Origin of the sequence: Vulcaniibacterium thermophilum, assembly GCF_007923255.1 — a bacterium.
Taxonomy (GTDB): Bacteria; Pseudomonadota; Gammaproteobacteria; order Xanthomonadales; family Xanthomonadaceae; genus Lysobacter_F; species Lysobacter_F thermophilum.
Genome location: NZ_VOHJ01000025.1, coordinates 1 through 19,803 on the forward strand (window position 1 = coordinate 1; position 19,803 = coordinate 19,803).

A 19,803-nucleotide genomic window follows, 5' to 3' on the forward strand; every position below is an offset into this window, starting at 1 on the left:
GCGCGCGATCGCCGCGGCGGGCGCGCTGGTCGCGGCCGGCCTGCTGGCGACGGCGGCGCAGCAGTGGCTCGACGCGCGCGCCCTGCGGCGCGAGGGCGCCGCGCTCGCGGCGCAGGCCGAGGCGAAACGGCAGGAGCTTGCGGCCATCGACGCGCGCTACAAGGCGGTCGGGGCCGACGCGCAGGGCGTGCGCGACGCGCTGGCCGCGTTCGATGCGCTGATCGCGCCCGCGCCGTCGCTGCGCGAGGGGCTGACGCTTGCGAGCCTCGGCTTCCAGGCAAGTCCGGCCTACGTGCTGGAGCGCCTGCACTGGCGGTTCGCCGACGCGCAACCGGTCGCCGCCGCGACCGGCGACGGCGATGCGGCGGTCTGCCCGCCTCCGCCCGAGCCGGCCGCCACGGACGCTGCGGATGCGGGCGCCTTGCGCGCCGGCATCGCGCTGGAGGGCATGCTCGCGGCCGAACTCGCGCTGCGCGCGGCGGTGGACGCGCGGCGCCGCTTCGAGGCGGCGTATGCCGGTCGCGACGCGGTGCGGCTGACCACGCCGAAGCCGCCGATCGACGCCAGCGGCGGCGGCGTGATCCGCGGCGGCGGCGAGACGCAGGCCGACGAGCGCCGCTTCGCCTACTGCCTCGTCTGGGAGGGCCGGCCATGAGCGGCGCACGTCTTCTGCTGCGGCGCGAGCACCTGCCGCTGATCCGCACGCCGCTGCTGCTCGCGCTCGCTGCGGTGCTGGTGGCCGGCGCGCTCGCCGGCATCGCGCGCGCCTTCGCCGTCCGCGCGCAGGCGGCGCACGCGCAGGCGGCGCAGGCGCTGGCGGGTGCCGAGGCCGAACTGGCGCAGTCGCGCCAGTCGCACGACGAACTGGAGCGCAACCTGCGCCGCTACGCCGAGCTGCGGCGCACCGGCTTCGTCGGCGAGGGCGACCGCATCGGCTGGACCGAGGCGCTGCTCGCGCAGCAGCGCGCGCTGGGGCTGCCGCCGGTGCGGTTCGAACTCGCGCCCCAGCGCGCGATCGGCGTCGGCGCCGCGCCGGTCGTGGACGGCATCGAACCCGACGCGGCGGCGCCCGGTCCGCAGGCGCACGATCTGCGCTTCTCGCTCGCCGGCATCCACGAGGACGAACTGCTGGCGCTGGTGGACGGGTTGCAGGCGCGCGGCATCGGCCATTTCCGCGTCGAGGACTGCGAGCTCCGCCGCGGCAGCGGGATGGGGCTGGATGCCGACTGCACGCTGCGCTGGATCACCTGGCGTCCGGCGGCGACGGCGGTGGCCGCGGAGGGCGCGCCATGACGCGCGCGTCGCTGCTCGTGCTGCTGGCGCTGGCGGATGCCGCGCACGCGGCAACGCCCTTGGGCCGGCTGTTCTACACGCCCGAACAGCGGCAGGCGCTCGCCGCCGCACGCGCGGGCGGCGCCAAGGCGACGGCGGATGCGCCCACCGCAGCGACGCCCGCTCCGGCCGCGCCGCGCGTGCTCGCGCTCACCGGCATCGTCGAGCGCCCCGGCCAGGCCAGCGTGGCGTGGATCAACGGCCAGCCGGTGGAGGACGGCGCGACGCTGCACGGCTACCGCGTGCGCATCGCCCCGCGCGGCGTGCGCCTGGTGCCCGCCCGCGGCGCCGCCCGGACGCTCGCGGTGGGGCAGACGCTCGATCTGGACGCCGGCACCGTGCGCGATCGGCTCGAGCCCGGCGCGGTCAGCGTGGAGGATGCGCGATGAGACGACAACGCGGCATGGCGATGCTGGCGGTGGTGATCCTGATCGTGGTCGCGCTGGCCGGGCTGCTGATCTACGACGCCCTGCGCGACAACCCGCGCATGGCGAGCCAGACGCGTGCCGCACCGCAACTGGCCGAAGCGCGCGAGGCGCTGATCGGCCACGCCAAGGCGGAGTGGTGCCGGCTGCAGACGGGCACGGTGGCCGACCACCTGCCCTGTCCCGACACCGGCACGTCCGAAGGCCAGGCCGCCGCGACCTGCGCCGGCACCGTGCGCGGCCGGCTGCCGTGGCGCACGCTCGGCCTGCCGCCGGTCCGCGACGCCGCCGGCGAATGCCTGTGGTACGAACGCGGGCCCGGCGGCGCGCGCGTGATCGCCCCGGGCGCGGCGCAGGGCGCTCAGGTGCGCGATGCCGCGGCCGGCGCGCCGGTGTGCGGCGGCAACTACGACCCGGCGCAGTACGTCGAAGGCGGCAACGACATCGCACTCGCCATCGCCGCCGCCGATCTCGCGCCGCCGAGCGGCTGCGCGCCGCCCGCACCGCCGCCGCCTCCGCCGCCGCCGTCCTCCAACCCGAGCTGCGTTTCGGCCGCGAACACCCTGCTCTCGAAGGTGTCCGGCAACAGCAACCTGTGCCGCCAGGGCGGCAACCGGGTGGCGCCGGAATGCACCGGCGCCGCCAACCAGATCGCGATCAACAACTGCGGCTGCCGGCCGGCCGCGGATGCGTTCGTCAATCCGCCCTGTCTCAACAACCTCAACCCGCCGCAGTGCCAGGCGGCGATCGCCAGCCTGCAGGGCTGCGGCTGAGGAGGCGACCATGAAACGCACGGCACGCGGTTTCTCGCTGGTGGAAATGGCGGTGGTGCTGGTGATCTTCGGCCTGCTGCTGAGCGGGCTGATGATGACCCTCACCGCGCAGCAGGCCTCGCAGCGCGCACAGGAGACGCGCCGGCTGCTGACGCAGGCGAAGGAGGCGCTGATCGGCTACGCCACCATCAACGGCCGCCTGCCCTGCCCGGCCGATCCCGCCCTCGCCAGCGGCGCGGCCGGCGCCGGCGCCGAGCGCGCGCCGACCGCGACCGGCTGCACCGGCGGACAATCGGGCGTGCTGCCGTGGGCCACGCTCGGGCTGCCCGAACACGACGCCTGGGCGCGGCGCATCACCTACCGCGTCAGCGCGCTGCATTCGCGCACGGTCGATCCGGCGCGCGCGGCCAGCCAGTACGGCTGCGCCACACCGCCGGCGACCGCGCCCGCGCAATCGGCGTTCGCGCTGTGCTCGCCCGGCGATGCCAGCGTGCGCGTCGCCGCCGCCGGCGCGACGCTGGCGGGCGCGGTGCCGGCGGTGCTGGTCTCGCACGGCGGCAACGGCTTCGGCGCCTCGCTTCCGGCCGGCACGGCGATGGCGGCCAGCGGCGACGCCGACGAGATCGCCAATCACGACGGCGATGCGGTGTTCGTCGATCGCACCCCGAGCGACACCTACGACGATCTCACCGACTGGGTCGCCTCGCCGGTGCTGATGAACCGGATGGTGCAGAGCGGGCGGCTGCCGTGAACGCCCTGCAGCCGCGCGAATCCCGGCGGCGTCGCCTGTGGCGGCGCGGGCTGGTCGCGGCCGGCGCGCTGCTCGTCGGCGGCGGCTACGCGCTGCTGTCGGTGCCCGCCGAGGCGATCCACACGGTGGCGGTGCAGCGCGCGTTCGCCGGGCTGGCGCTCGTGTTCGCCGGCGTCCTGGTCGCGGCCGCGAGCCGCCTGTGGCGCTGAGGAGGGGCGATGGACGATGCCGACGCGATCGAGGTGCTGCTGGTCGAGGACGACCCCGTGCTCGCGGAGCTGTTGCGCGCGCAGATCGCCGAGGCCGGGCACCGTGGCGCGCACGCGGGCGACCGCGAGAGCGCGCTGGCCGCGCTGCGCGGCAACGAGGCGATCGGCATCGCGCTGGTCGACCTCGGCCTGCCGCCGCATCCGAACGAGATCCGCGAAGGCGTGCGGCTGATCGAGCAGGCGTTGCTGGAACGGCCCGCGCTGAAGATCCTCGTGCTCACCGGCCAGGACCAGCAGGCCGCCGCGTTCGCCGCCGTGCGCGCGGGCGCGTTCGATTTCATCGCCAAACCGGCGCCGGCCGCGCGCATCCTCGCGGCGATCGAGCGCGCGCGGCTGTTCCTGGCCAACGAACGGGCGCTGCGCGCGCAGGGCGAAGCGCGCATCACCATCGCCGCACGGCTGAAGGACGGCCTGAAGGAAGCCGGCGAGAGCGCGGAGGAACGCCTGCTGCGGCAGGTGCTCAACGACACCGGCTACAACGTCGCCGAGGCCGCGCGGCGGCTCGGGCTGCCGCGCGAGAACCTCTACTACTTCCTGAAGAAGTACGGCATCCAGCGCAATGCTTGAACTGCTCGCGCTCGTCCTGGTCGTCGCCGGCGCCGCGCTCGCGGCCGCGCTGGCGGTGCTGCGGCGGCAGGCGCAGCGTCATGCGCGGCTGGCGGAGGCGCTGATCGCGCAACGGCCGCGCGTCGGCGCCGATCCGCTGGCGTGGTTCGAGGCCGCGCGGCCGATGCTCGAGGCGGCCGGCGTGCGCGGCCTGCGGTATCGCGGCCGCTGGTTCGCAAGCCCGGTCGAGGGCGGCTGGGGGACGGAAGCGGGCGAACCGCGCGTGCGTCGCTTCGGCGCCGGCGAGATGGCGCTGGAGGTCGCGCTGTTCCTGCGTCCCGCGCGCGGCGAGCGCCGCCTGCTGCGCGCGATGCCGCTGGCGGTGTTCGACCTGCTGCTGGAGCAGGCGTTGCTCGGCAAGTCGGAAGCGATCGCCGCCGCGCTCGCGCGCCAGGCGGAACTGACGCTGTACCTGCAGCACGACATGAAGAACCTGGCGCAGTGGCTGCTGCTGCTGGCCGACCAGTTCGAGGATGCGCCGGACGAGCGCCTGCCCGCCCGCGCCGCGCACCTGCGCCAGCAGGCGCCGCTGCTGCGTCGGCGCGCGGAACGGCTGGTGGATCTGATGGCGCGGCGGGCGCCGGTCGACGCGCCGGAAAGCGACGTCGAACTGGCCGGCGAGGCGCGCGTGTTCGCCACCTTCCACGGCGTGGAACTGGCGACCGCGGGCGATCCGGGCCGCACGCGGCTGGATCGCTCGCACCTGGAGCGCATCCTCGACAACCTGTTCGCCAACTTCGCCGCCAGCCCCGGAACGCCGCCGGTGACGCTGCGCGTCGAACGCGCGGCCGACCGGCTGTCGGCGGTGTTCCGCCAGCCCGCCGAGCTGGCCATTCCGCCCGAGCGCATCTTCGAGCCGCTCGCCAGCGGCCGCGCGCAGGGCACGGGCCTGGGCCTGTACCAGGCCCGGCTGGCCGCGCTGGCGCTCGGCGGCGATCTGCAGGCGCAGCCCACGGCGGACGGCCTGGAGTTCGTCCTCGCCCTGCCGACCCCGTAAACATTCTTTACGCCCGCGGCCATCAACCTTCCCGCCGCCGCGCCGCTAAAGCGGACACAGGTTCGGATCCGAATCAAACGGGGAGACACGCAATGAAGTCCTACAAGCGCCAGGCCGGCTTCACCCTGGTCGAAATCGCCATCGTGCTGGTCATCATCGGCCTGCTGCTCGGCGCGATCCTCAAGGGGCAGGAGCTGATCGACAGCAGCCGCACCAAAAACGCGATCAATGAGGTCAGCAGCATCAAGGCGGCGCATTACAGCTACATCGACCGCTACAAGCGGCTGCCGGGCGACGATACCCCGGTGACCGGCCGCGGCGGCACCTGGGCCACCGCCGCCGATGGCAACGGCAATGGCGTGATCAATGCGACCGCTGCAGACACCTTCACGGGCAACAACGAAGTCAGCACCTACTTCCGCCAGCTCCGCGCCGCTGGCTTCCTGACCGGCAACCCCGCGGATACTGGCGCCAACGCGCTCCCGCGCAATGCGTTCGGCGGTCTCACAGGCGTCGTCTACGCGAATGTCCAAGGAAACCCCCAACCGGTGCTTGCCGTATGCCAAGGCAACGTGCCGGGCAAGGCCGCCGTCGCGATGGACACGCAGAGCGACGACGGCCGCCCGAACGGCGGTACTGTCCGCGCGACGCAAGGTGCGAACAACGCCGCGCCGGCGGGCGCAGCTGGCGCTTACAACGAAGGGCAGGTCTACACGGTCTGCACCGCGATCTAACCCGGATCATCAGGCTGCTCAGACACCCCGCCCCGCGCGGGGTGTCGTCTTTTCGGGGCCTGCAGGAACGGCTTCAGCCGCGACCCGTGTGCATCATCAACACCCGGTCGCGGCTGAAGCCGCTCCTCGCAATGCCTTCGATCCGCGTTCATCCGCGCAAATCCGTGGCTGAATACCGTTGCGGTCGGTGGACCGGTCGCGGCCTAAGCCGCTCCCACAAATGCCGTCGATCCGTGTTCATCCGCGCGGTTCCGTGGCGGAGAGATGGACGCACCGGCCGTACCGCCTCAGCTCTGCCGCATCGCCGCGATCCACGCCCGCGTCGCCGCCAGCGGAAAGCGCAGCCAGATCGCCGCGAACACCGCCGCGCGCACCAGCGGCCGGCGCTGCGGCGCCTCGAACTTGCGGAAGTAGCGCCACAGCCCGCGGTGCTTGTGCCACTCGACGAACAGCGGCCGCGCGCGCGAGGACACGCCGCGCACGTGCACCACGCGCACGTCGTTGGCGACCGCGACCGTCGCGCCCGCCGCCTGCGCGCGCCGGCACAGATCGAGATCCTCGGCGTGCAGCCGGTAGCCGGTGTCGAATCCGCCGATGCGCGCGAACAGCGCGCGCGGCATCAGCATCAGCGCGCCGGACACCGCGTCCACGCGCTGCAGCGTGCGCGCGTCGTCCACCGGCACGCCCAGCCGCATCCGGCGCGGCGAACGCAGCATCGCGCCGAACTCGGGATGACGCCGGCGCGCGGCTTCGTCGCGCACGCCGGCCTCGTCGATCAGATCGGCGCCGACCAGCGCGCCGTCCAGCGCCCGCGCGTGATCGCGAAGGCGCGCCAGCGTGTCCGGCTCGACCAGACAATCCGGATTGACGAACGCCAGCCACGGCGGCGCGTGCGCGCCGAGCGCCTCCACGCCCTGGTTGCAGCCGACCGCGAAGCCGGGGTTGTCCGGGTTGGCGACGAACCGCACGCGCGCGTCCTGCAGCGCGTGGCGCTGCGCGATCGCCACCGTGCCGTCGGTGGAGGCGTTGTCGACCACGCGGATGGCCGCCACGTCGCGCGCGGCGCGCAGGCGGCGCAGGCACTCCTCCAGCGTGGCCGCGCTCTGGTGGCTCACCACCACCGCGGCGATGTCCGACTCGCGGCTCATGCGGAATCGGCCACGACCGGCGCGCCGTCCTCGAACAGCTCGCGCTGCGGCGGCAGCGGACCGACTTCGGCGAAGCGCGCAGCGAGCCGCTCGCGCGCGGCGCGCAGCGGATCGCCCATCAGGAACTGCGCCAGCCGCGCATGCCAGTCCGGCCAGCGCGCGGCGAGCCGGTCCATGTCGCCGTCGGCCGCAACGCCCTCGCGCGCGCGCACCACGAACGCCCGCTCGCACAGCACGTTGCGCCAGCCCAGACCGGCCAGCCGCAGCGAAAGATCGATCAGCGCGGCGTACCACGAGCCGTAGCTCGCCGTGTCCAGTCCGCCGGCGCGCCGGCGCGCGGCGCCGCGCAGCAGCACCGCGTGCGCGCACGCCGCGGGCAATTCGGGGTGCAGCGGCGGCATGCCGGCCGCGGCGCGGGCGAGCCGCTCGCGTTCGTCCGGGATCGGCCCGATCTCGCCGATGCGCGGCCATGCGGCCGCTTCGCCGGCGTTGCACCACGGCGTGGCGGTGGCGATCGCGCCGTCCGCCGCCAGCGACTCGCCCATCCGCTCCAGCCAGCCGGGCAGCGGCACGGTGTCGGACGGCAGCACCACCACGTCGAGATCGCCGCAGGCGCGCAGCGCCTCGTCCAGATGCGCGACCTCGCCGACCGGCCGCGCGCGCCGGGTGTACTCGGCCTTCAGGCGCGTGCGCTGCATCCAGCGCTCGATCAACGCGCAGCCGCGCGGCCCGGCCTGCGCATCGTCGGCCAGCCACACCGGCGTGCCCGGCGGCGTGGCCGCCTCGAGCGCTCCGAGGCAGGCGTCGAGCGCGGCCTCGTCGACCCCGACGGGCACCAGCACCACCGGCATCACGGCCATCGCGAACGGCTCAGCGGCGCTCGCCGTCCGCCTTGCGGTGCAGCGGTTCGAGCGCGCGGAAGCGGCGGCCGTATTCCTCGGTGAGCTGCTGCGCTTCCTGCGCGTTGTGCACGATGCGCGGCGTGAGCAGGATGATCGTCTCGGTGCGCGCGGTGGTCGAACGCTGCTGGCCGAACAGGCCGCCGATCACCGGAATGCGGCTCAGTCCCGGAAAGCCGGTCGAACCGCGGGTGACGCCGTCGCTGATCAGACCGGCGAGCATCACCGTCTGCCCGCTCGCCACCACCGCCTCGGTCTTCAGCTTGCGGGTGTCGATGCGCACGTTGCCGTTGCGGTCGGCCTGTCCGGTCGGCTGGCTGACCTCCTGCACGATCTCCAGGAACACCATGCCGTCGCGGGTCACGCGCGGGCGCACCTTGAGGATGGTGCCGGTGTCGAGGTACTGCACCTGGCTGTAGGTGTTGGCGGTGTCGATGCCCGGATTGACGGTCACCGACGACACCGGAATGCGGCTGCCGACGTTGAACGTCGCCTCCACGTTGTTGCGCACCAGCACCGAGGGCGTCTGCAGGAGCTGCACGTCGCTGACCTCGTCGAGCGCGCTGATCACGGCGGCCGCGTTGGGCCCGAGGAAGGTCCACGACATGCCGGGCGCCACGCCGTTGGTCTGCGTGCCGCTGACGTTGCCGGCCAGTCCGCTCCAGGTGGTGCGGCCGACCTGGCTCGGCAGGCCGGCGTCGGTCACCGCGCGCTCGAAGAACCAGTTGACGCCGTAGCGCAGGTCGCCGGTGAGCTGCACCTGCGCTACCTGCGCCTCGATGTGCACCTGCATCGGCATCACGTCCAGGCGCTCGATCACGTCGCGGATCGACTTCCACGCCGACGGCGTGCTGCGCACCAGGATCGAGTTGGTCTCCTCCACCGCCGACACGCCGACGCGGTCGCCGTTCACCTCCAGCGTCACCGCGCCGCTGCCTTCGCGGCGCGGCCCGAGCGACAGCGAGCTGCCGCCGGCGCCGGCTCCGCCGCCCATGTCGCCGCCGGCGTTGCCGATCTGCGCGGTGCTGGCGCCGTCGCCTTCCTTGATCTCGGTGGATTCCAGCCCCGGCATCAGGCTCGGCGGCGAGACCGCATCGCCGCCGCCGCGCGCGCTGCCGCCGAACACCTCGGCCAGGCGGTCGGCCAGATCGCGCGCCTGGATGTACTTCAGCTCGTAGCTGTACAGCCGCACGGCGTCGCCGGCGGTATCGATGCGTTCGAGCCACTTGCCGATCTCGTCGAGGTATTCGGCCTGCGGCGTGATCACCAGCACCGCGTTGGCGCCGTCCAGCGGCATGAAGCGGAACATGCCGGCCACCGGCGACTTGCTCTGCTCGCCGAACACCTTCTCCAGATCGGCGACCACGCGGCTCGCCTTGCCGGATTCGATCGGGAACACGCCGACCGACATGCCGCGCAGCCAGTCGACGTCGAAGATCTCGATCGTGCGCAGATAGTTCTCCAGCTCGGCGCGGGTGCCGGCCACCGTGATCAGGTTGCGCGCGTTGTCCACGTGCACGATCGCATTCGGCCGCGCGTAGGGCTTGAGCACCTTCTCCATCTCCGCGGCGGAGATGTACTTCAGCGGCACCACGCGGCTCTCGAAACCGCGGGCGGTGGCCGGCGAGCCGGTGCGCGGCGCGACCTGCCCGGCCACCGCGGCATCGGCCGGGACGATGTTGTAGCGGCCGTCGCTGTAGATCAGCCGCGCGTTGTTCCAGCCGAGCACCATCTCCAGCAGGCTCAGCGCCTCCGCCGGCGACACCGGCTTGGCGGTGACGTAGGTGACGGTGCCCTGCACGCCCGGCGCGATCACGTAGTTCTGTCCGAGCATGTCGCCGAGGATCGCCTTCACCACCGCGTGCAGCGATTCGCCCTCGAAATTGAACGTGGCCGAGCCGGTGGTGCCGCGGATGTTCGGCGGCGGCGCGGCGGCGGCGCCGCGGTTGATCACCTGGCCGGTGCCGCGGCGGATCTGCGGCCTCGGGCCGTCGTCCTCGCCGTCCAGCGGCTGTGTCGACACCGTCGCGCCGGCGGCGCCGGGCGATGCCGACGGCACGGCGGCATCGACGCGGTGCACCACCGGCACCGGCGCACTGGCGCAGGCCACCAGACTCAGCATGACGGCGGACGCGAGGAGCGTGTGGGGCAGGCCGACGCGCGGCAGCGGGGACGTCTTCATTCGGTCGAGTCTACGGAGTCGGTTCGGGCGCGGGGGGCGGGGGAGCCGGCTGCGGTTGCGGCGGTTGCTGCTGTTGCTGTTGCTGTTGCTGTTGCTGCTGCAACTGCTGCTGACGCAGCGCGGCGCGGCGCTGTTCGATGCGGCGGCGGATCGCTTCCATCTGCGCTTCCGCGGGCGAGGCGGCGTCGGCGCCGGCTTCGGCCGGCGGGCCCGGCTCCGGCGGTGGCGGCACCGGCAGCGCGTTGACGGCGGCGGTGGACCCGCCGATCGCGGTCGGCGGCTGGCCGCCCTTGCCGTCGAAGGAGCGCAGTTCCAGCGTGCGCCGTCCCTCCGGGCCTTCGAACACCGCCTGCCGGCCGTCGAGTTCGACCAGACGCCAGCCGGGCTGCGCCTCGGGCGCCTCGCCGAGCTTCACCCGCACCGACTGGCTGCCGTCCTGCGACTGCAGGATCGCGAGCCTGACCTGCGGCGTGATCAGCACGCTGGTGAGCTGGTAGTCGAACTGCGGCGCCTGCTGGCCTTCGGCATTGAGCCCGGCGACCACGAACGCCTTCGGCCGGCGGTCGGAAGTGAACAGCGGCCGCGCGGCGACCGCGCCGTACTGGCCCGGCGGCCCGAGCACCGGCGCCGCGGGCCGGGGCAGCGGCGGCAGCGGCCGCTGCAGCGACGCGTCGGCCGGCAACGTCGCCACGCGTGTGCCCATCCCGGCCAGCGCCAGCACCCAGGCGATCAGCGCCCAGCCGGCGACGGTCGCCAGCAGCCAGGTGCGCGGGCCGATGGCGTCAAGGCGCATCGATCACCTCCCCGCCTTCGCCGCGCGCCGGCGCCGCCGGCTGCACGCCGGGGCGCAGGTAGCCGTACAGGTCGAAGCTGACGTCGAGCCCGCCTTCGCCGGGCGCCGCCTGCCCGGTGCCGGGCGCGAAGTAGAAGCGCTGCGCCACCACGTTGAGATTGCCCACGAACAGCCGCGGCGAGCCGCTCTCGATCGCGTGCAGCACCGCCGCCAGTTCCGGCACGCCGCACTGCAGGCGGACCTGGATGGCGACCCGCGCGTAGGTGTCGCGCTGCGGTTCGTTCATCGGCGAGCGGTTGACGATCGCGCAACTCCGGTTGCCCGGGCTCGCCTGGCCGACGATCGCCTCCAGCCGCTGCGCCAGCGCCGCGGTGGCGAGCTCGGCGGTCGCCTCCGGCATGAAGCCGGGCGTGCGCGCCTGCTGCGCGCGCATCTCCTGCAGGCGCCGGCGCACCTGCGGCGCCTGTTCGAGCGCCATGCGCTGGCGCAGTTCGCGCTGCTGCAACTGCTGGATGCGGGTGTTGGCCGCAAGCAGCGGCTGCGTCCACCACGGATGGACCAGCACCAGGTAGGCGATCGCCAGCACGCCCAGCAGCAGGCCGAGCGCGAGCCAGCGGTCGCGGCGCGGCACGGCGTTCATCGCGCCCCCGCCTGGGCGGCCGCGGACGGCGCGCCCGCCGGTTCCGCGGTGAGGGTGAAGCGCTGCTTGCGCGAGACCGGATCGGGCATCAGCGCGCCGGTCAGCGCAGGCGCGCGCCACAACGGGCTGCCCTGCAGACGCGCGACCAGCGCCGACGGCTCGCTGCTCAGGCCGATCAGCAGGATCTGGCCGTCCTCGATCGCCAGCTTCTCCAGGTAGGTGTCGTCGGGCAGGCGGCGGGTGAGCTCGTCGATCACCGCCAGCGTGCTCGGACGGCTGGCGCGGGCGCGGTCGAGGAACTTCTGGCCTTCGATCAGCGCCAGCAGCTCCGCGCGCTCGGCGGCGGCGGCCTGCGCGGCGCGCGCGTTGCCGGCGATGCGGGTGCGCAGCGCCTCGGCCGCGGCCTCGCGGTTGGCGAGCACCTGTCCCATCGTCGCCACCAGCGCGATCGCCGCCACCGCCGCGAGCGCGTAGTTCCACACCCGCAGCGCATCGCGCCGGCGGTGCCGGCGCGCCGGCTCCAGCACGTTCACGCCCAGCGGCGTGCCGTCGGCGGCGGCGACGTCGATGCCGGCCAGCAGCGTGCCGAGCGGACCGAGCGCCTGCAGCAGCGGCTCCACCCGCGCGCGCGGCACGGCGATGAGCTCGGCCTGGATCTGCTCGCCGCGGCGCGCGAGCACACGCGCGTCGAACACCACCGCATCGGCCGGGAACGGCGTCTGCCGCTCGACCTCGAAGCCGACCACGTCGCGCAGCCGTTCGGCGGCGGCGGCCGGCAGCGTCAGCGGACGACGCAGGGCGTGCGCCGCGGGCACCAGCAGCCAGCGCGGCAGGTCGGCCACGCGCGGAGCCAGCACGCGCGCGAGCGGGTCGCTCTCGCCTTCGATCAGCGGCACGTGGCCGAGATCGCGCAGCGCCTCGCCCTGCTGCAGCCGCAGCTCCACGCCGTCGGCCCGCGCCAGCAGCAGCAGGCGGCCGCGGTCCAGCCCCAGCGCCTGCCGCGCCGTCGCCGGCAGCCAGGCCATGAGGGCATTGCGCCACCACGCCAGAAAGCCGCGCACGCCGCGCCCGAGGCCCAGGCCGAAGCGGGGCACGGCGCGCCGGGGCGGCGTCGGCTGATCGCTCGTAGCTAGCGTACTGATGCGCCTTCCTCCCAACGCAACGGGGTGTACGTCATCCCTGGCAGCGCCCCGCCGCCGCTGCGCACCACCGCACGCAACCGCGATTCGCGTCCATCGGGGAGACGCGCCCGGGACTCAATACTATAGGCGCCGCTGCGTTCACCGCTGAGCGGCACGCCGCCCGGCAGCAGCGGCGGCGGTTCGCCGGAGCCGGGGTTCCACCGCTCGCGCAGGCGCACGGTCTCCTCCCCGTTCATGCCCAGCGCGGTCAGCACCTCGGCGGTGGCGAACGCCGGATCCGGCTGCGCACGGCCGCTGTAGACGGTGACGTGCGGTTCCAGCCGGGCCACCAGCTCGGGCGTCAGGCCCAGCACCTGCAGCAGCTCGGCCGTGCTTTCGAACTCCGCGTCCTTGGCGCCGTACGGCAGACCGGCCGCGGCGTAATCGCCGTCCTCGGCGCCGCCGGCCGGTTGCGTCAGCGTGTCGGGATCGCGCCAGTCGACGATCGCGCCGGCCAGCCGCGCCGCTTCGGTCTGCTCCGCGCCCACCGCGCGCAGCAGCCCGCTCAGCAGCGTGTGGTCGGCGTGGTTGAGGTCGATGCGACCGTTCTCGTCGACGATGCGGATCTCGAGCTCGGCCCCGCGATACCGCCACGGGTACGCACGGCCGTCCGGCAGCCAGCGGCGGCGCGGGTCGGCCTCGTCGAGGCGGCCGAGCGCGTACTCCAGCCCCGCGCGCGCGGCCGCCTCGCCGACCACGCCGCGGGCCAGCACCCGCCCCTGCAGATGCTCGACCCGCGAGGTGAGCGCGAACGCGCCCACCACCGAAGCGAGCAGCACGATCAGCCACAGCACCAGCAGCAGCGCCGCTCCGCGCGGCCGCGGCAACGCGCGCCTCATTGCAGCGGCACTCCGGCGCCGGCGATGCCGGTGGCGAGCGGCAGCGCGACCACCAGCGGCGGCCAGGCGCGGCCGCCCGCATCGCGCAGCGTCACCTCCACCATCAGCGGCAACTGGTCGGGATTCTCCCAGCGCTCGCGCCATTCGCCGAGGCGACCTTCCGCATCGAGCGTGCGGTAGCGGAAGCGCACCTCGCGCAGGTCGTCGGCGAGCACCTCGGGCGGCCGCGGCGGGTTCTCCTCGATCACCGTGCCGGCCAGCACCATCGACAGCCCGAGCTCGAGCCGCACGCCCTCGCCTTCGCGTACGGCGGACAGCGCGTGCAGATGCGGTCCGCCGCGGCCGAGGTAGTCGGGCAGATCGGCGACGAACCGCACGCGGTCCGGCTCGCCGATGAAGCGCATGGGCAGCCCGCTCTCGCGGTCGAACCCGAACGGCACGCCGCGCGCGCCAGCGAGGCGGCGGCGCAGGACGGTCTCGACCGCGCGCATGCGCTCGTTGCGGGCGGCGATCGCTTCCCCGCGTTCGGCGGTGCGCGTGGCCGCGACCACGGTGGCGATCGCCAATGCGAGTCCGGCCGCCAGCAACGCGGTGGCGAGCAGCACCTCGATCAGCGTGAAGCCGCGCGCGCGCATCAGAACGTCCCCAGCGGCTGCGCGGCCACGCGCCGCAGGGTGTGCACGTCCAGCCGGCGCGGACGCCCGCCGCTGCGCCATTCGACCGACAGCGAGATCTCCAGCAGCCGCGGCGCGGCCGGGTCGCGCGGCTGCGCGGCGTCCGCCACCGCCGGATCGCGCCACGGCGCGATCTGCAGCGTCCAGCGGTAGCGCCCGCCCTCGAATGCGCCCTGGCTGCGGCCCGGCCGCAGCGGCGTGCCGATGCCGAGCTGGTCGATCAGCGACTGCGCATGCAGCGCCGCGCGGCCGGCATCGTCGGCCTCGCCGACCTGGCGCGCGGCGCCCGACAGCGCCCCCAGCAGCAACGCGAGCGCGCCGGCGAGCAGGGCGAAGGCCACGATCACCTCCAGCAGCGAGTAGCCGCGCTGCCGCTTCATCGACGCGGCTCCGCGCGGCGCAGGCGCACCTCGCCCGTCACCCAGGCGACGTCCACGTTCCAGGCCGCTTCGCCCGACTGCAGATGCACGCGGCCGCCGGTGGAGGCGCCGTCGGCGAAGAACACGATCGCGCCTTCGCCGCGCCGCGGCTGCACCTCGCGCGCGCCGATGAAGCTCACCCGCACGCTGTCGGGGATCTCGCCCTCGCGGCCGTTGGCGGCGGTCCAGCGGTGGGTGTCCGGCGCGACGGTGAACCGTTGCGGGCGGCCGGTCGCGATCGCCTGCGTGCGGGTGAAGCGAAGCTGCGCGGCGATCTCCTTCGCCGCGCCGCGCAGCGCCGCACCGCGGAAGCCGCCGCCGAGCGCGCCCGCGGCCAGCGCGCTGACGCCGGCGATCAGCGCGATCACCAGCAGCATCTCCAGCATCGAGACGCCGGCGCAGCGTTTCATGTCGGCGCCCGGCCGCGGCGGCTCATTCGTAGCGGATGTCGGCGGCGACGCTGTTGCCGCCCTGCTGTCCGTCGGCGCCCAGGCTCACCAGATCGAACGGACCGGCCTCGCCCGGCGCGCGGTACTGGATGGCGTTGTTCCAGGGATCGCGCAGCTCGTTCTCCTTCGCATAGGGACCGAGCCAGCCGGTCGCGTTCGCCGGCGCCTTGACCAGCTCCTCCAGCGACTGCGGCAGGCGGCCGGTGTCCATCTGGAACTGCTCGACCTTGCCGGCCAGCGTCTGCAACTGCGACTTGGCCAGGTTGACCTTGGCCCGGTCGGAGCCGCCGAGCACGCGCGAGCCGACGAAGGTGAGCACCGCGCCGATCAGCACGATGACGATGATGATCTCGATCAGGCTCATGCCGCGCTGGCGCGCGGCGGAGCGGAAAGGGGCGTGGCGATGGCGCATGAGCGGGCTCCTTGTCGAAAACGTCATGATGTCCTCCGTCCGCCCGCACCGGCGGGGGCGGCGCCGCGGCGTTCAGGCCGGGCTCGATTTTGCGCCGTCGGCCGCCGCACGCGCGGCGCCGGCGTTGCGCGGTGCAGCATGGCTAACCGATGGCGCTGGTCAGGTCGTACAGCGGCGTGAGCACCGCCAGCACCACGATCCCCACCACCCCCGCCAGCAGCAGCGTCACCACCGGCACCAGCGCGGCCAGCAGGCGGTCGAGCGCGAGCGACGTATCCTGCTCGAATGTCTCGGCAGTGCGCGTGAGCATGGCGTCGAGAGCGCCGGACTCCTCGCCCACCTGGATCATCTGCAGCGCCAGCCGGGGGAAGCGCTTGCCGCGGCCGAGCGCGACCGACAGCGGCACGCCGTTCTTCACTTCCTGCGCCGCTGCGTCGACATCGGCGGCAAGCACGCGGTTGCCGAGCACGTTGCGCGCGATGCCGAGCGCGGTCAGCAGCGGCACCCCGTTGCGCACCAGCGTGCCGAGCGTGCGCGCCAGCCGCGCGGTCTCGATCTTCGCCACCAGCGCGCCGGCGAAGCGGCGCGCCAGCAGCCAGGCGTCGAACCGCTCGCGGACGGCCGGATCGCGCCGCTTGCGGTCGAACCACCACAGCAGCAGCGCCGGCACCGCCACCACGACCAGCCACCAGTCGCGCACGAACAGCCCCACGCCGAGCACGGCGCGGGTGAACAGCGGCAGCTCGGCGTCGAGGCTCTCGTACATCTGCGCGAACTGCGGCACCACGTAGCCGAGCAGGAACAGCAGGCTCAGCCCGACCATCACCAGCAGGATCGCCGGATAGATCAGCGCGTTGACGATGCGCCCCTGCAGCGCGCGACTGCGCTCGAGGTAATCGGCCAGCCGCGCCAGCGTTTCGGCCAGACTGCCGCCGGCCTCGCCCGCGCGCACCATGTTCACGTACAGACGCGAGAACGTGCCGTGCTGGCGCTCCAGCGCGGTGGACAGCGACGCGCCGCCGCGCACGGCCTCGCGCACGTCGGCGATCGTGCGCTTCGCGCTCTCGTCCTCGGGCAGTTCCAGCAGGATCGACAGCGCGCGATCGAGCGGCTGTCCCGCGGTCAGCAGCGTCGAGAGCTGCTGGGTGAACTGCACCAGCCGCGCGCCGGCGAACGGCTTCGGCTTGAACAGCCCCTTGAACGCCGACGGCCCGCTGCCCGCCCCCGCCGGTTTCGCCTCCACCGGAAGGTGCCCCTGCTCCTGCAACCGCGCCACCACCTCGGCCTCGCTCGCCGCCTCCATCTGGCCGTCGAGCATCTCGCCGCGGGGGTTGAGGGCTTTGTAGTGGAACAGGGGCATGGGTGGCTCGGGAATCGGGAATCGGGAATCGGGAATCGGGAATCGGGAATCGGGAGTCGGGAATCGGGAATCGGGAATCGGGAATCGGGAATCGGGAATCGGGAGTCGGGAGTCGGGAGTCGGGAGTCGGGAGTCGGGAGTCGGGAGTCGGGAGGCGGGAGTCGGGAGTCGGGAGGCGGGAGGCGGGAGGCGGGAGGCGGGAGGCGGGAGGCGGGAGGCGGGAGGCGGGAGGCGGGAGGCGGGAGGCGGGAGGCGGGAGGCGGGAGGCGGGAGGCGGGAGGCGGGAGGCGGGAGGCGGACAAGCCTACGATGCTTCAGTCGTCATCCCCGCGAAAGCCGGAGCTCCGACTGCACTCCAACCCCGTCGTTCCCGCGCAAGCGGGAACCCCGTGTCTTCCTGGCACCCTGCCAAGACGCTGGATCCCCGCTTTCGCGGGGATGACGCAGCGTTCCGTTGGTCTTCTCGTCATCGGGCAGCATGGATCTCAAAGGCGGAAACCTGCCACGGCTCCCCGTCGTTCCCGCTTCCTTCGGCAGCCCAGGATGAGCGACGGGAACCCGGTGCCTTTCTCGCTGGCCTGCGCGCTCCATCAGCAGGGATCGAACTTTCCAATGGGACGCACCGGCACCTGCCCGATGATCTCCGGCCACAGATCGTTCCAGTAGGGATTGGACGCCTCGATCAACGCCAGCTTCCACGCCCGCCTCCACTTTTTGATCCGCTTCTCGCGCACGATCGCCGAGTCCATCGTCGCGTGCAGTTCGTACCAGACCAGACACGCCACCCCATAACGCGCGGTGAAGCCGTCCACCGCATGTTCGCGGTGCTGGCAGACGCGCCTGATCAGGTCGCTGGTCACGCCCGTGTAGAGCGTGCCGTTGCGACCGCTGGCCAGAATGTAGACGGCGGGCTGCCTGTTCATAGCCTTCCTCCGTGAAGGTCATTCCTCCTTGACCGCCGTCGCGCATGGCGGCTCGCTGGATTCCCGACTCGTCGTTCCCGCGCTCATTCGACCCTTCGACAAGCTCAGGGCGAGCGACGGCCCCCCCGCCGGCCAAGGCACTGGATCCCCGCTTTCGCGGGGATGACGACCTGCTGTGGCACCACCCGCGCCTCCCGCGGTCGGCAGCATGGCTCCGCATACTCGACCCAGCACGCGCGTCCGACGCCGCCCCAACGACTACGCCGTCTCCTCCGTCACCCGCAGCACCTCCTCGATGGTGGTGACGCCGGCCAGCGCCTTGGCGATGCCGTCCTCGTACATCGTCCGCATGCCGGCGCGGCGCGCGAGCTCTTCCAGCTCGCCCATGCCGGCGTGGCGCATCACCGCGCGACGCAGTTCGTCGTCCATGGTCAGAAACTCCATGATCGTCGTGCGGCCGAGATAGCCCGTCGGCGCGAGCGGCGAAGGACGCGGGCGGTAGAGATGGATGTCGCCTTCCGGCTGGAAGCGGCGCAGGCCGAACTTCTCGATCTCCTCGGGCGATGCGCGATAGCGCTCGGCGTGGGTCGGCTCGAGGCGGCGGACCAGGCGCTGCGCGAGGATGCCGTTGACGGTGGAAGTGAGCAGATAGTCCTCCACGCCCATGTCGAGCAGCCGCGTGATGCCGCCGGCGGCGTTGTTGGTGTGCAGCGTGGACAGCACCAGGTGGCCGGTGAGCGCGGACTGGATCGCGATGCGCGCGGTCTCCAGATCGCGCATCTCGCCGATCATGATGATGTCGGGGTCCTGGCGCACGATCGAACGCAGCGCGTTGGCGAAGTCGAGCCCGATCTGCGGCTTCACCTGGATCTGGTTGATGCCCTCGATCTGGTATTCGACCGGGTCCTCGACGGTGATGATCTTGACGTCCGGCGTGTTGAGCCGCGACAGCGCGGTGTACAGCGTGGTGGTCTTGCCCGAACCGGTGGGCCCGGTCACCAGCAGGATGCCGTGCGGCAGGTCGAGGATCTTCTGGAACTGCGCCAGCAGCGCGTCGGTGAAGCCGAGACGCTGGAAATCGAGCACCACCGTCTCGCGGTCGAGCAGGCGCATCACCACCGACTCGCCGTGCGAGGTCGGCACCGTGCTCACGCGCAGGTCGAGCTCGCGACCCTGCACGCGCAGCATGATGCGGCCGTCCTGCGGCAGCCGGCGCTCGGCGATGTTGAGCTTGGCCATGATCTTGATGCGGCTGATCACGGCGGCGGTGAGGTTGGCGGGCGGGCTCTCGCCCTCCTCGAGCACGCCGTCGATGCGGTAACGCACCTTGAGCCGGTGCTCGAACGGTTCGACGTGGATGTCGGAGGCGCGCAGTTCCACCGCGCGCTGGATGATCAGGTTCACCAGCCGGATCACCGGCGCTTCGGACGCGAGGTCGCGCAGGTGCTCGACGTCGTCGGCATCGCCGCTGCCCTCGCCCTCGGCGCTCTCGACGATCGCGCCCATCGCGCTGCGGCCCTGGCCGTGCCAGCGTTCGATCAGATCGTCGATTTCCGAACGCGGCGCCACGAACACGCGCACGTCGCGGCCGGTGGCCAGGCGGACGGCGTCGAGCGTGTAGGCGTCGTACGGCTCGGCCATCACCACGTCGACCGCCTGCTCGCTCTCGGCGAACGGGCACAGCGCGAACTGCTTCATGAACCTGGGCGTCAGCGCGACGCCTTCCGGCGGCAGCTCGGGCAGTTCCTTGACGTTGATCAGCGGCAGGCCGAGCACCTCGGCGCAGGCCTCCGCGTGGTCGCGCTCGGAGACCAGCCCGAGGCGGCCGAGCAGGTTCAACAGGCTTCCGCCCGTCTCGTCCTGGACGCGACGCGCACGCGCCAGGTCGGGCTCCTTCAGCCGCCCCTTCGCCAGCAGCGCATCGACGATGCGCGCCTCCTCGTCCGCTGCGACGGTGTGTTCGGGAACCGCGTTCACGCCCTTCCTCCGTGCCGAGC

The 19,803-nt window shown here is 73.3% G+C and carries 23 protein-coding genes; 9 read left to right on the forward strand and 14 right to left on the reverse strand.

The window, feature by feature from the left end; genetic code table 11:
* The 9 genes from FQY64_RS14785 to FQY64_RS10525 all read left to right on the forward strand — a co-directional run.
* Positions 1-655: hypothetical protein (locus tag FQY64_RS14785; RefSeq protein ID WP_222431780.1), on the forward strand; the 655-nt coding region annotated here is incomplete at its 5' end.
* Complete coding sequence (locus FQY64_RS10490) at positions 652-1,293, forward strand: hypothetical protein (RefSeq protein ID WP_146474220.1); 642 nt, start codon at positions 652-654, stop codon at positions 1,291-1,293. The genes FQY64_RS14785 and FQY64_RS10490, both read left to right, overlap by 4 nt.
* A complete protein-coding gene (locus tag FQY64_RS10495; protein WP_146474221.1) occupies positions 1,290-1,721 on the forward strand; it encodes a hypothetical protein in 432 nt (143 codons plus the stop codon). Before FQY64_RS10490 ends, FQY64_RS10495 begins: the two co-directional genes overlap by 4 nt.
* Positions 1,718-2,530, forward strand: coding sequence for a type II secretion system protein (locus tag FQY64_RS10500; protein WP_146474222.1), 813 nt, complete (start codon positions 1,718-1,720; stop codon positions 2,528-2,530). The genes FQY64_RS10495 and FQY64_RS10500 overlap by 4 nt, the downstream gene beginning before the upstream one ends.
* Positions 2,531-2,540: 10 nt before the next feature.
* Positions 2,541-3,281: a type II secretion system protein gene (locus FQY64_RS10505; protein ID WP_146474223.1), complete on the forward strand. Its 741-nt coding sequence runs from the start codon at positions 2,541-2,543 to the stop codon at positions 3,279-3,281.
* A complete protein-coding gene (locus FQY64_RS10510; RefSeq protein WP_146474224.1) occupies positions 3,278-3,490 on the forward strand; it encodes a hypothetical protein in 213 nt (70 codons plus the stop codon). The genes FQY64_RS10505 and FQY64_RS10510 overlap by 4 nt, the downstream gene beginning before the upstream one ends.
* Positions 3,491-3,499: 9 nt before the next feature.
* Positions 3,500-4,117: a response regulator gene (locus FQY64_RS10515; RefSeq protein ID WP_146474225.1), complete on the forward strand. Its 618-nt coding sequence runs from the start codon at positions 3,500-3,502 to the stop codon at positions 4,115-4,117.
* Complete coding sequence (locus FQY64_RS10520) at positions 4,110-5,153, forward strand: sensor histidine kinase (protein ID WP_146474226.1); 1,044 nt, start codon at positions 4,110-4,112, stop codon at positions 5,151-5,153. Before FQY64_RS10515 ends, FQY64_RS10520 begins: the two co-directional genes overlap by 8 nt.
* A gap of 92 nt (positions 5,154-5,245) precedes the next feature.
* A complete protein-coding gene (locus tag FQY64_RS10525) occupies positions 5,246-5,887 on the forward strand; it encodes a prepilin-type N-terminal cleavage/methylation domain-containing protein (RefSeq protein ID WP_146474227.1) in 642 nt (213 codons plus the stop codon).
* Positions 5,888-6,174: 287 nt separating this feature from the next.
* Here FQY64_RS10525 and FQY64_RS10530 read toward each other — a convergent pair whose 3' ends face one another.
* The 14 genes from FQY64_RS10530 to gspE form a co-directional block, all read right to left on the reverse strand.
* A complete protein-coding gene (locus FQY64_RS10530; RefSeq protein WP_146474228.1) occupies positions 6,175-7,035 on the reverse strand; it encodes a glycosyltransferase family 2 protein in 861 nt (286 codons plus the stop codon).
* Entirely contained in the window at positions 7,032-7,895 is an 864-nt protein-coding gene (locus FQY64_RS10535; protein WP_146474229.1) for a glycosyltransferase family A protein, read from the reverse strand. Before FQY64_RS10535 ends, FQY64_RS10530 begins: the two co-directional genes overlap by 4 nt.
* A gap of 10 nt (positions 7,896-7,905) precedes the next feature.
* The gene (gspD, locus tag FQY64_RS10540; protein ID WP_229814876.1) at positions 7,906-10,116 is read right to left on the reverse strand and encodes a type II secretion system secretin GspD; all 2,211 of its coding nucleotides are present in this window, start codon (positions 10,114-10,116) and stop codon (positions 7,906-7,908) included.
* A gap of 10 nt (positions 10,117-10,126) precedes the next feature.
* The gene (locus FQY64_RS10545) at positions 10,127-10,909 is read right to left on the reverse strand and encodes a general secretion pathway protein GspN (protein ID WP_276508309.1); all 783 of its coding nucleotides are present in this window, start codon (positions 10,907-10,909) and stop codon (positions 10,127-10,129) included.
* Positions 10,899-11,549 (reverse strand): type II secretion system protein GspM, encoded by a 651-nt coding sequence (gspM, locus tag FQY64_RS10550; protein WP_146474230.1) that lies wholly within the window; start codon positions 11,547-11,549, stop codon positions 10,899-10,901. The genes FQY64_RS10545 and gspM overlap by 11 nt, the downstream gene beginning before the upstream one ends.
* Positions 11,546-12,643 carry a PilN domain-containing protein gene (locus FQY64_RS10555; protein WP_229814875.1) on the reverse strand — a complete coding sequence of 366 codons (1,098 nt, stop codon included), beginning with the start codon at positions 12,641-12,643 and terminating at the stop codon, positions 11,546-11,548. Before FQY64_RS10555 ends, gspM begins: the two co-directional genes overlap by 4 nt.
* Positions 12,644-12,678: 35 nt before the next feature.
* Positions 12,679-13,557 carry a type II secretion system minor pseudopilin gene (locus FQY64_RS10560; protein WP_146474260.1) on the reverse strand — a complete coding sequence of 293 codons (879 nt, stop codon included), beginning with the start codon at positions 13,555-13,557 and terminating at the stop codon, positions 12,679-12,681.
* 8 nt (positions 13,558-13,565) lie between these two features.
* Positions 13,566-14,204, reverse strand: a complete 639-nt coding sequence (locus tag FQY64_RS10565; RefSeq protein WP_386112735.1) for a prepilin-type N-terminal cleavage/methylation domain-containing protein — start codon at positions 14,202-14,204, stop codon at positions 13,566-13,568.
* Positions 14,204-14,623, reverse strand: coding sequence for a type II secretion system protein XpsI (xpsI, locus tag FQY64_RS10570; protein WP_146474232.1), 420 nt, complete (start codon positions 14,621-14,623; stop codon positions 14,204-14,206). Before xpsI ends, FQY64_RS10565 begins: the two co-directional genes overlap by 1 nt.
* On the reverse strand, positions 14,620-15,072 hold the full coding sequence (gene xpsH / locus FQY64_RS10575) for a type II secretion system protein XpsH (protein ID WP_146474233.1): 453 nt from the start codon (positions 15,070-15,072) through the stop codon (positions 14,620-14,622). The genes xpsI and xpsH overlap by 4 nt, the downstream gene beginning before the upstream one ends.
* A 22-nt stretch (positions 15,073-15,094) precedes the next feature.
* The gene (gene gspG / locus FQY64_RS10580; protein ID WP_146474234.1) at positions 15,095-15,523 is read right to left on the reverse strand and encodes a type II secretion system major pseudopilin GspG; all 429 of its coding nucleotides are present in this window, start codon (positions 15,521-15,523) and stop codon (positions 15,095-15,097) included.
* Positions 15,524-15,665: 142 nt separating this feature from the next.
* The gene (xpsF, locus tag FQY64_RS10585) at positions 15,666-16,883 is read right to left on the reverse strand and encodes a type II secretion system protein XpsF (protein WP_146474235.1); all 1,218 of its coding nucleotides are present in this window, start codon (positions 16,881-16,883) and stop codon (positions 15,666-15,668) included.
* Positions 16,884-17,473: 590 nt separating this feature from the next.
* Complete coding sequence (locus tag FQY64_RS10590) at positions 17,474-17,806, reverse strand: GIY-YIG nuclease family protein (protein WP_146474236.1); 333 nt, start codon at positions 17,804-17,806, stop codon at positions 17,474-17,476.
* Between the two features lie 258 nt (positions 17,807-18,064).
* Positions 18,065-19,783 carry a type II secretion system ATPase GspE gene (gene gspE, locus FQY64_RS10595; protein ID WP_146474237.1) on the reverse strand — a complete coding sequence of 573 codons (1,719 nt, stop codon included), beginning with the start codon at positions 19,781-19,783 and terminating at the stop codon, positions 18,065-18,067.
* Positions 19,784-19,803: the final 20 nt, after the last annotated feature.

Bases quoted from the DNA above. Each gene is read 5' to 3' on its own strand.
- FQY64_RS10490 (WP_146474220.1), top strand. From the start codon at position 652: ATGAGCGGCGCACGTCTTCTGCTGCGGCGCGAGCACCTGCCGCTGATC.
- xpsI (WP_146474232.1), bottom strand. From the start codon at position 14,623: ATGAAGCGGCAGCGCGGCTACTCGCTGCTGGAGGTGATCGTGGCCTTC.
- FQY64_RS10565 (WP_386112735.1), bottom strand. From the start codon at position 14,204: ATGCGCGCGCGCGGCTTCACGCTGATCGAGGTGCTGCTCGCCACCGCG.
- gspD (WP_229814876.1), bottom strand. From the start codon at position 10,116: ATGAAGACGTCCCCGCTGCCGCGCGTCGGCCTGCCCCACACGCTCCTC.
- FQY64_RS10535 (WP_146474229.1), bottom strand. From the start codon at position 7,895: ATGGCCGTGATGCCGGTGGTGCTGGTGCCCGTCGGGGTCGACGAGGCC.
- FQY64_RS10545 (WP_276508309.1), bottom strand. From the start codon at position 10,909: ATGCGCCTTGACGCCATCGGCCCGCGCACCTGGCTGCTGGCGACCGTC.
- FQY64_RS10495 (WP_146474221.1), top strand. From the start codon at position 1,290: ATGACGCGCGCGTCGCTGCTCGTGCTGCTGGCGCTGGCGGATGCCGCG.
- FQY64_RS10525 (WP_146474227.1), top strand. From the start codon at position 5,246: ATGAAGTCCTACAAGCGCCAGGCCGGCTTCACCCTGGTCGAAATCGCC.
- FQY64_RS10520 (WP_146474226.1), top strand. From the start codon at position 4,110: ATGCTTGAACTGCTCGCGCTCGTCCTGGTCGTCGCCGGCGCCGCGCTC.
- xpsF (WP_146474235.1), bottom strand. From the start codon at position 16,883: ATGCCCCTGTTCCACTACAAAGCCCTCAACCCCCGCGGCGAGATGCTC.
- gspM (WP_146474230.1), bottom strand. From the start codon at position 11,549: ATGAACGCCGTGCCGCGCCGCGACCGCTGGCTCGCGCTCGGCCTGCTG.
- xpsH (WP_146474233.1), bottom strand. From the start codon at position 15,072: ATGAAACGCTGCGCCGGCGTCTCGATGCTGGAGATGCTGCTGGTGATC.
- FQY64_RS10500 (WP_146474222.1), top strand. From the start codon at position 1,718: ATGAGACGACAACGCGGCATGGCGATGCTGGCGGTGGTGATCCTGATC.
- FQY64_RS10530 (WP_146474228.1), bottom strand. From the start codon at position 7,035: ATGAGCCGCGAGTCGGACATCGCCGCGGTGGTGGTGAGCCACCAGAGC.
- FQY64_RS10505 (WP_146474223.1), top strand. From the start codon at position 2,541: ATGAAACGCACGGCACGCGGTTTCTCGCTGGTGGAAATGGCGGTGGTG.
- FQY64_RS10515 (WP_146474225.1), top strand. From the start codon at position 3,500: ATGGACGATGCCGACGCGATCGAGGTGCTGCTGGTCGAGGACGACCCC.
- FQY64_RS10590 (WP_146474236.1), bottom strand. From the start codon at position 17,806: ATGAACAGGCAGCCCGCCGTCTACATTCTGGCCAGCGGTCGCAACGGC.
- gspG (WP_146474234.1), bottom strand. From the start codon at position 15,523: ATGCGCCATCGCCACGCCCCTTTCCGCTCCGCCGCGCGCCAGCGCGGC.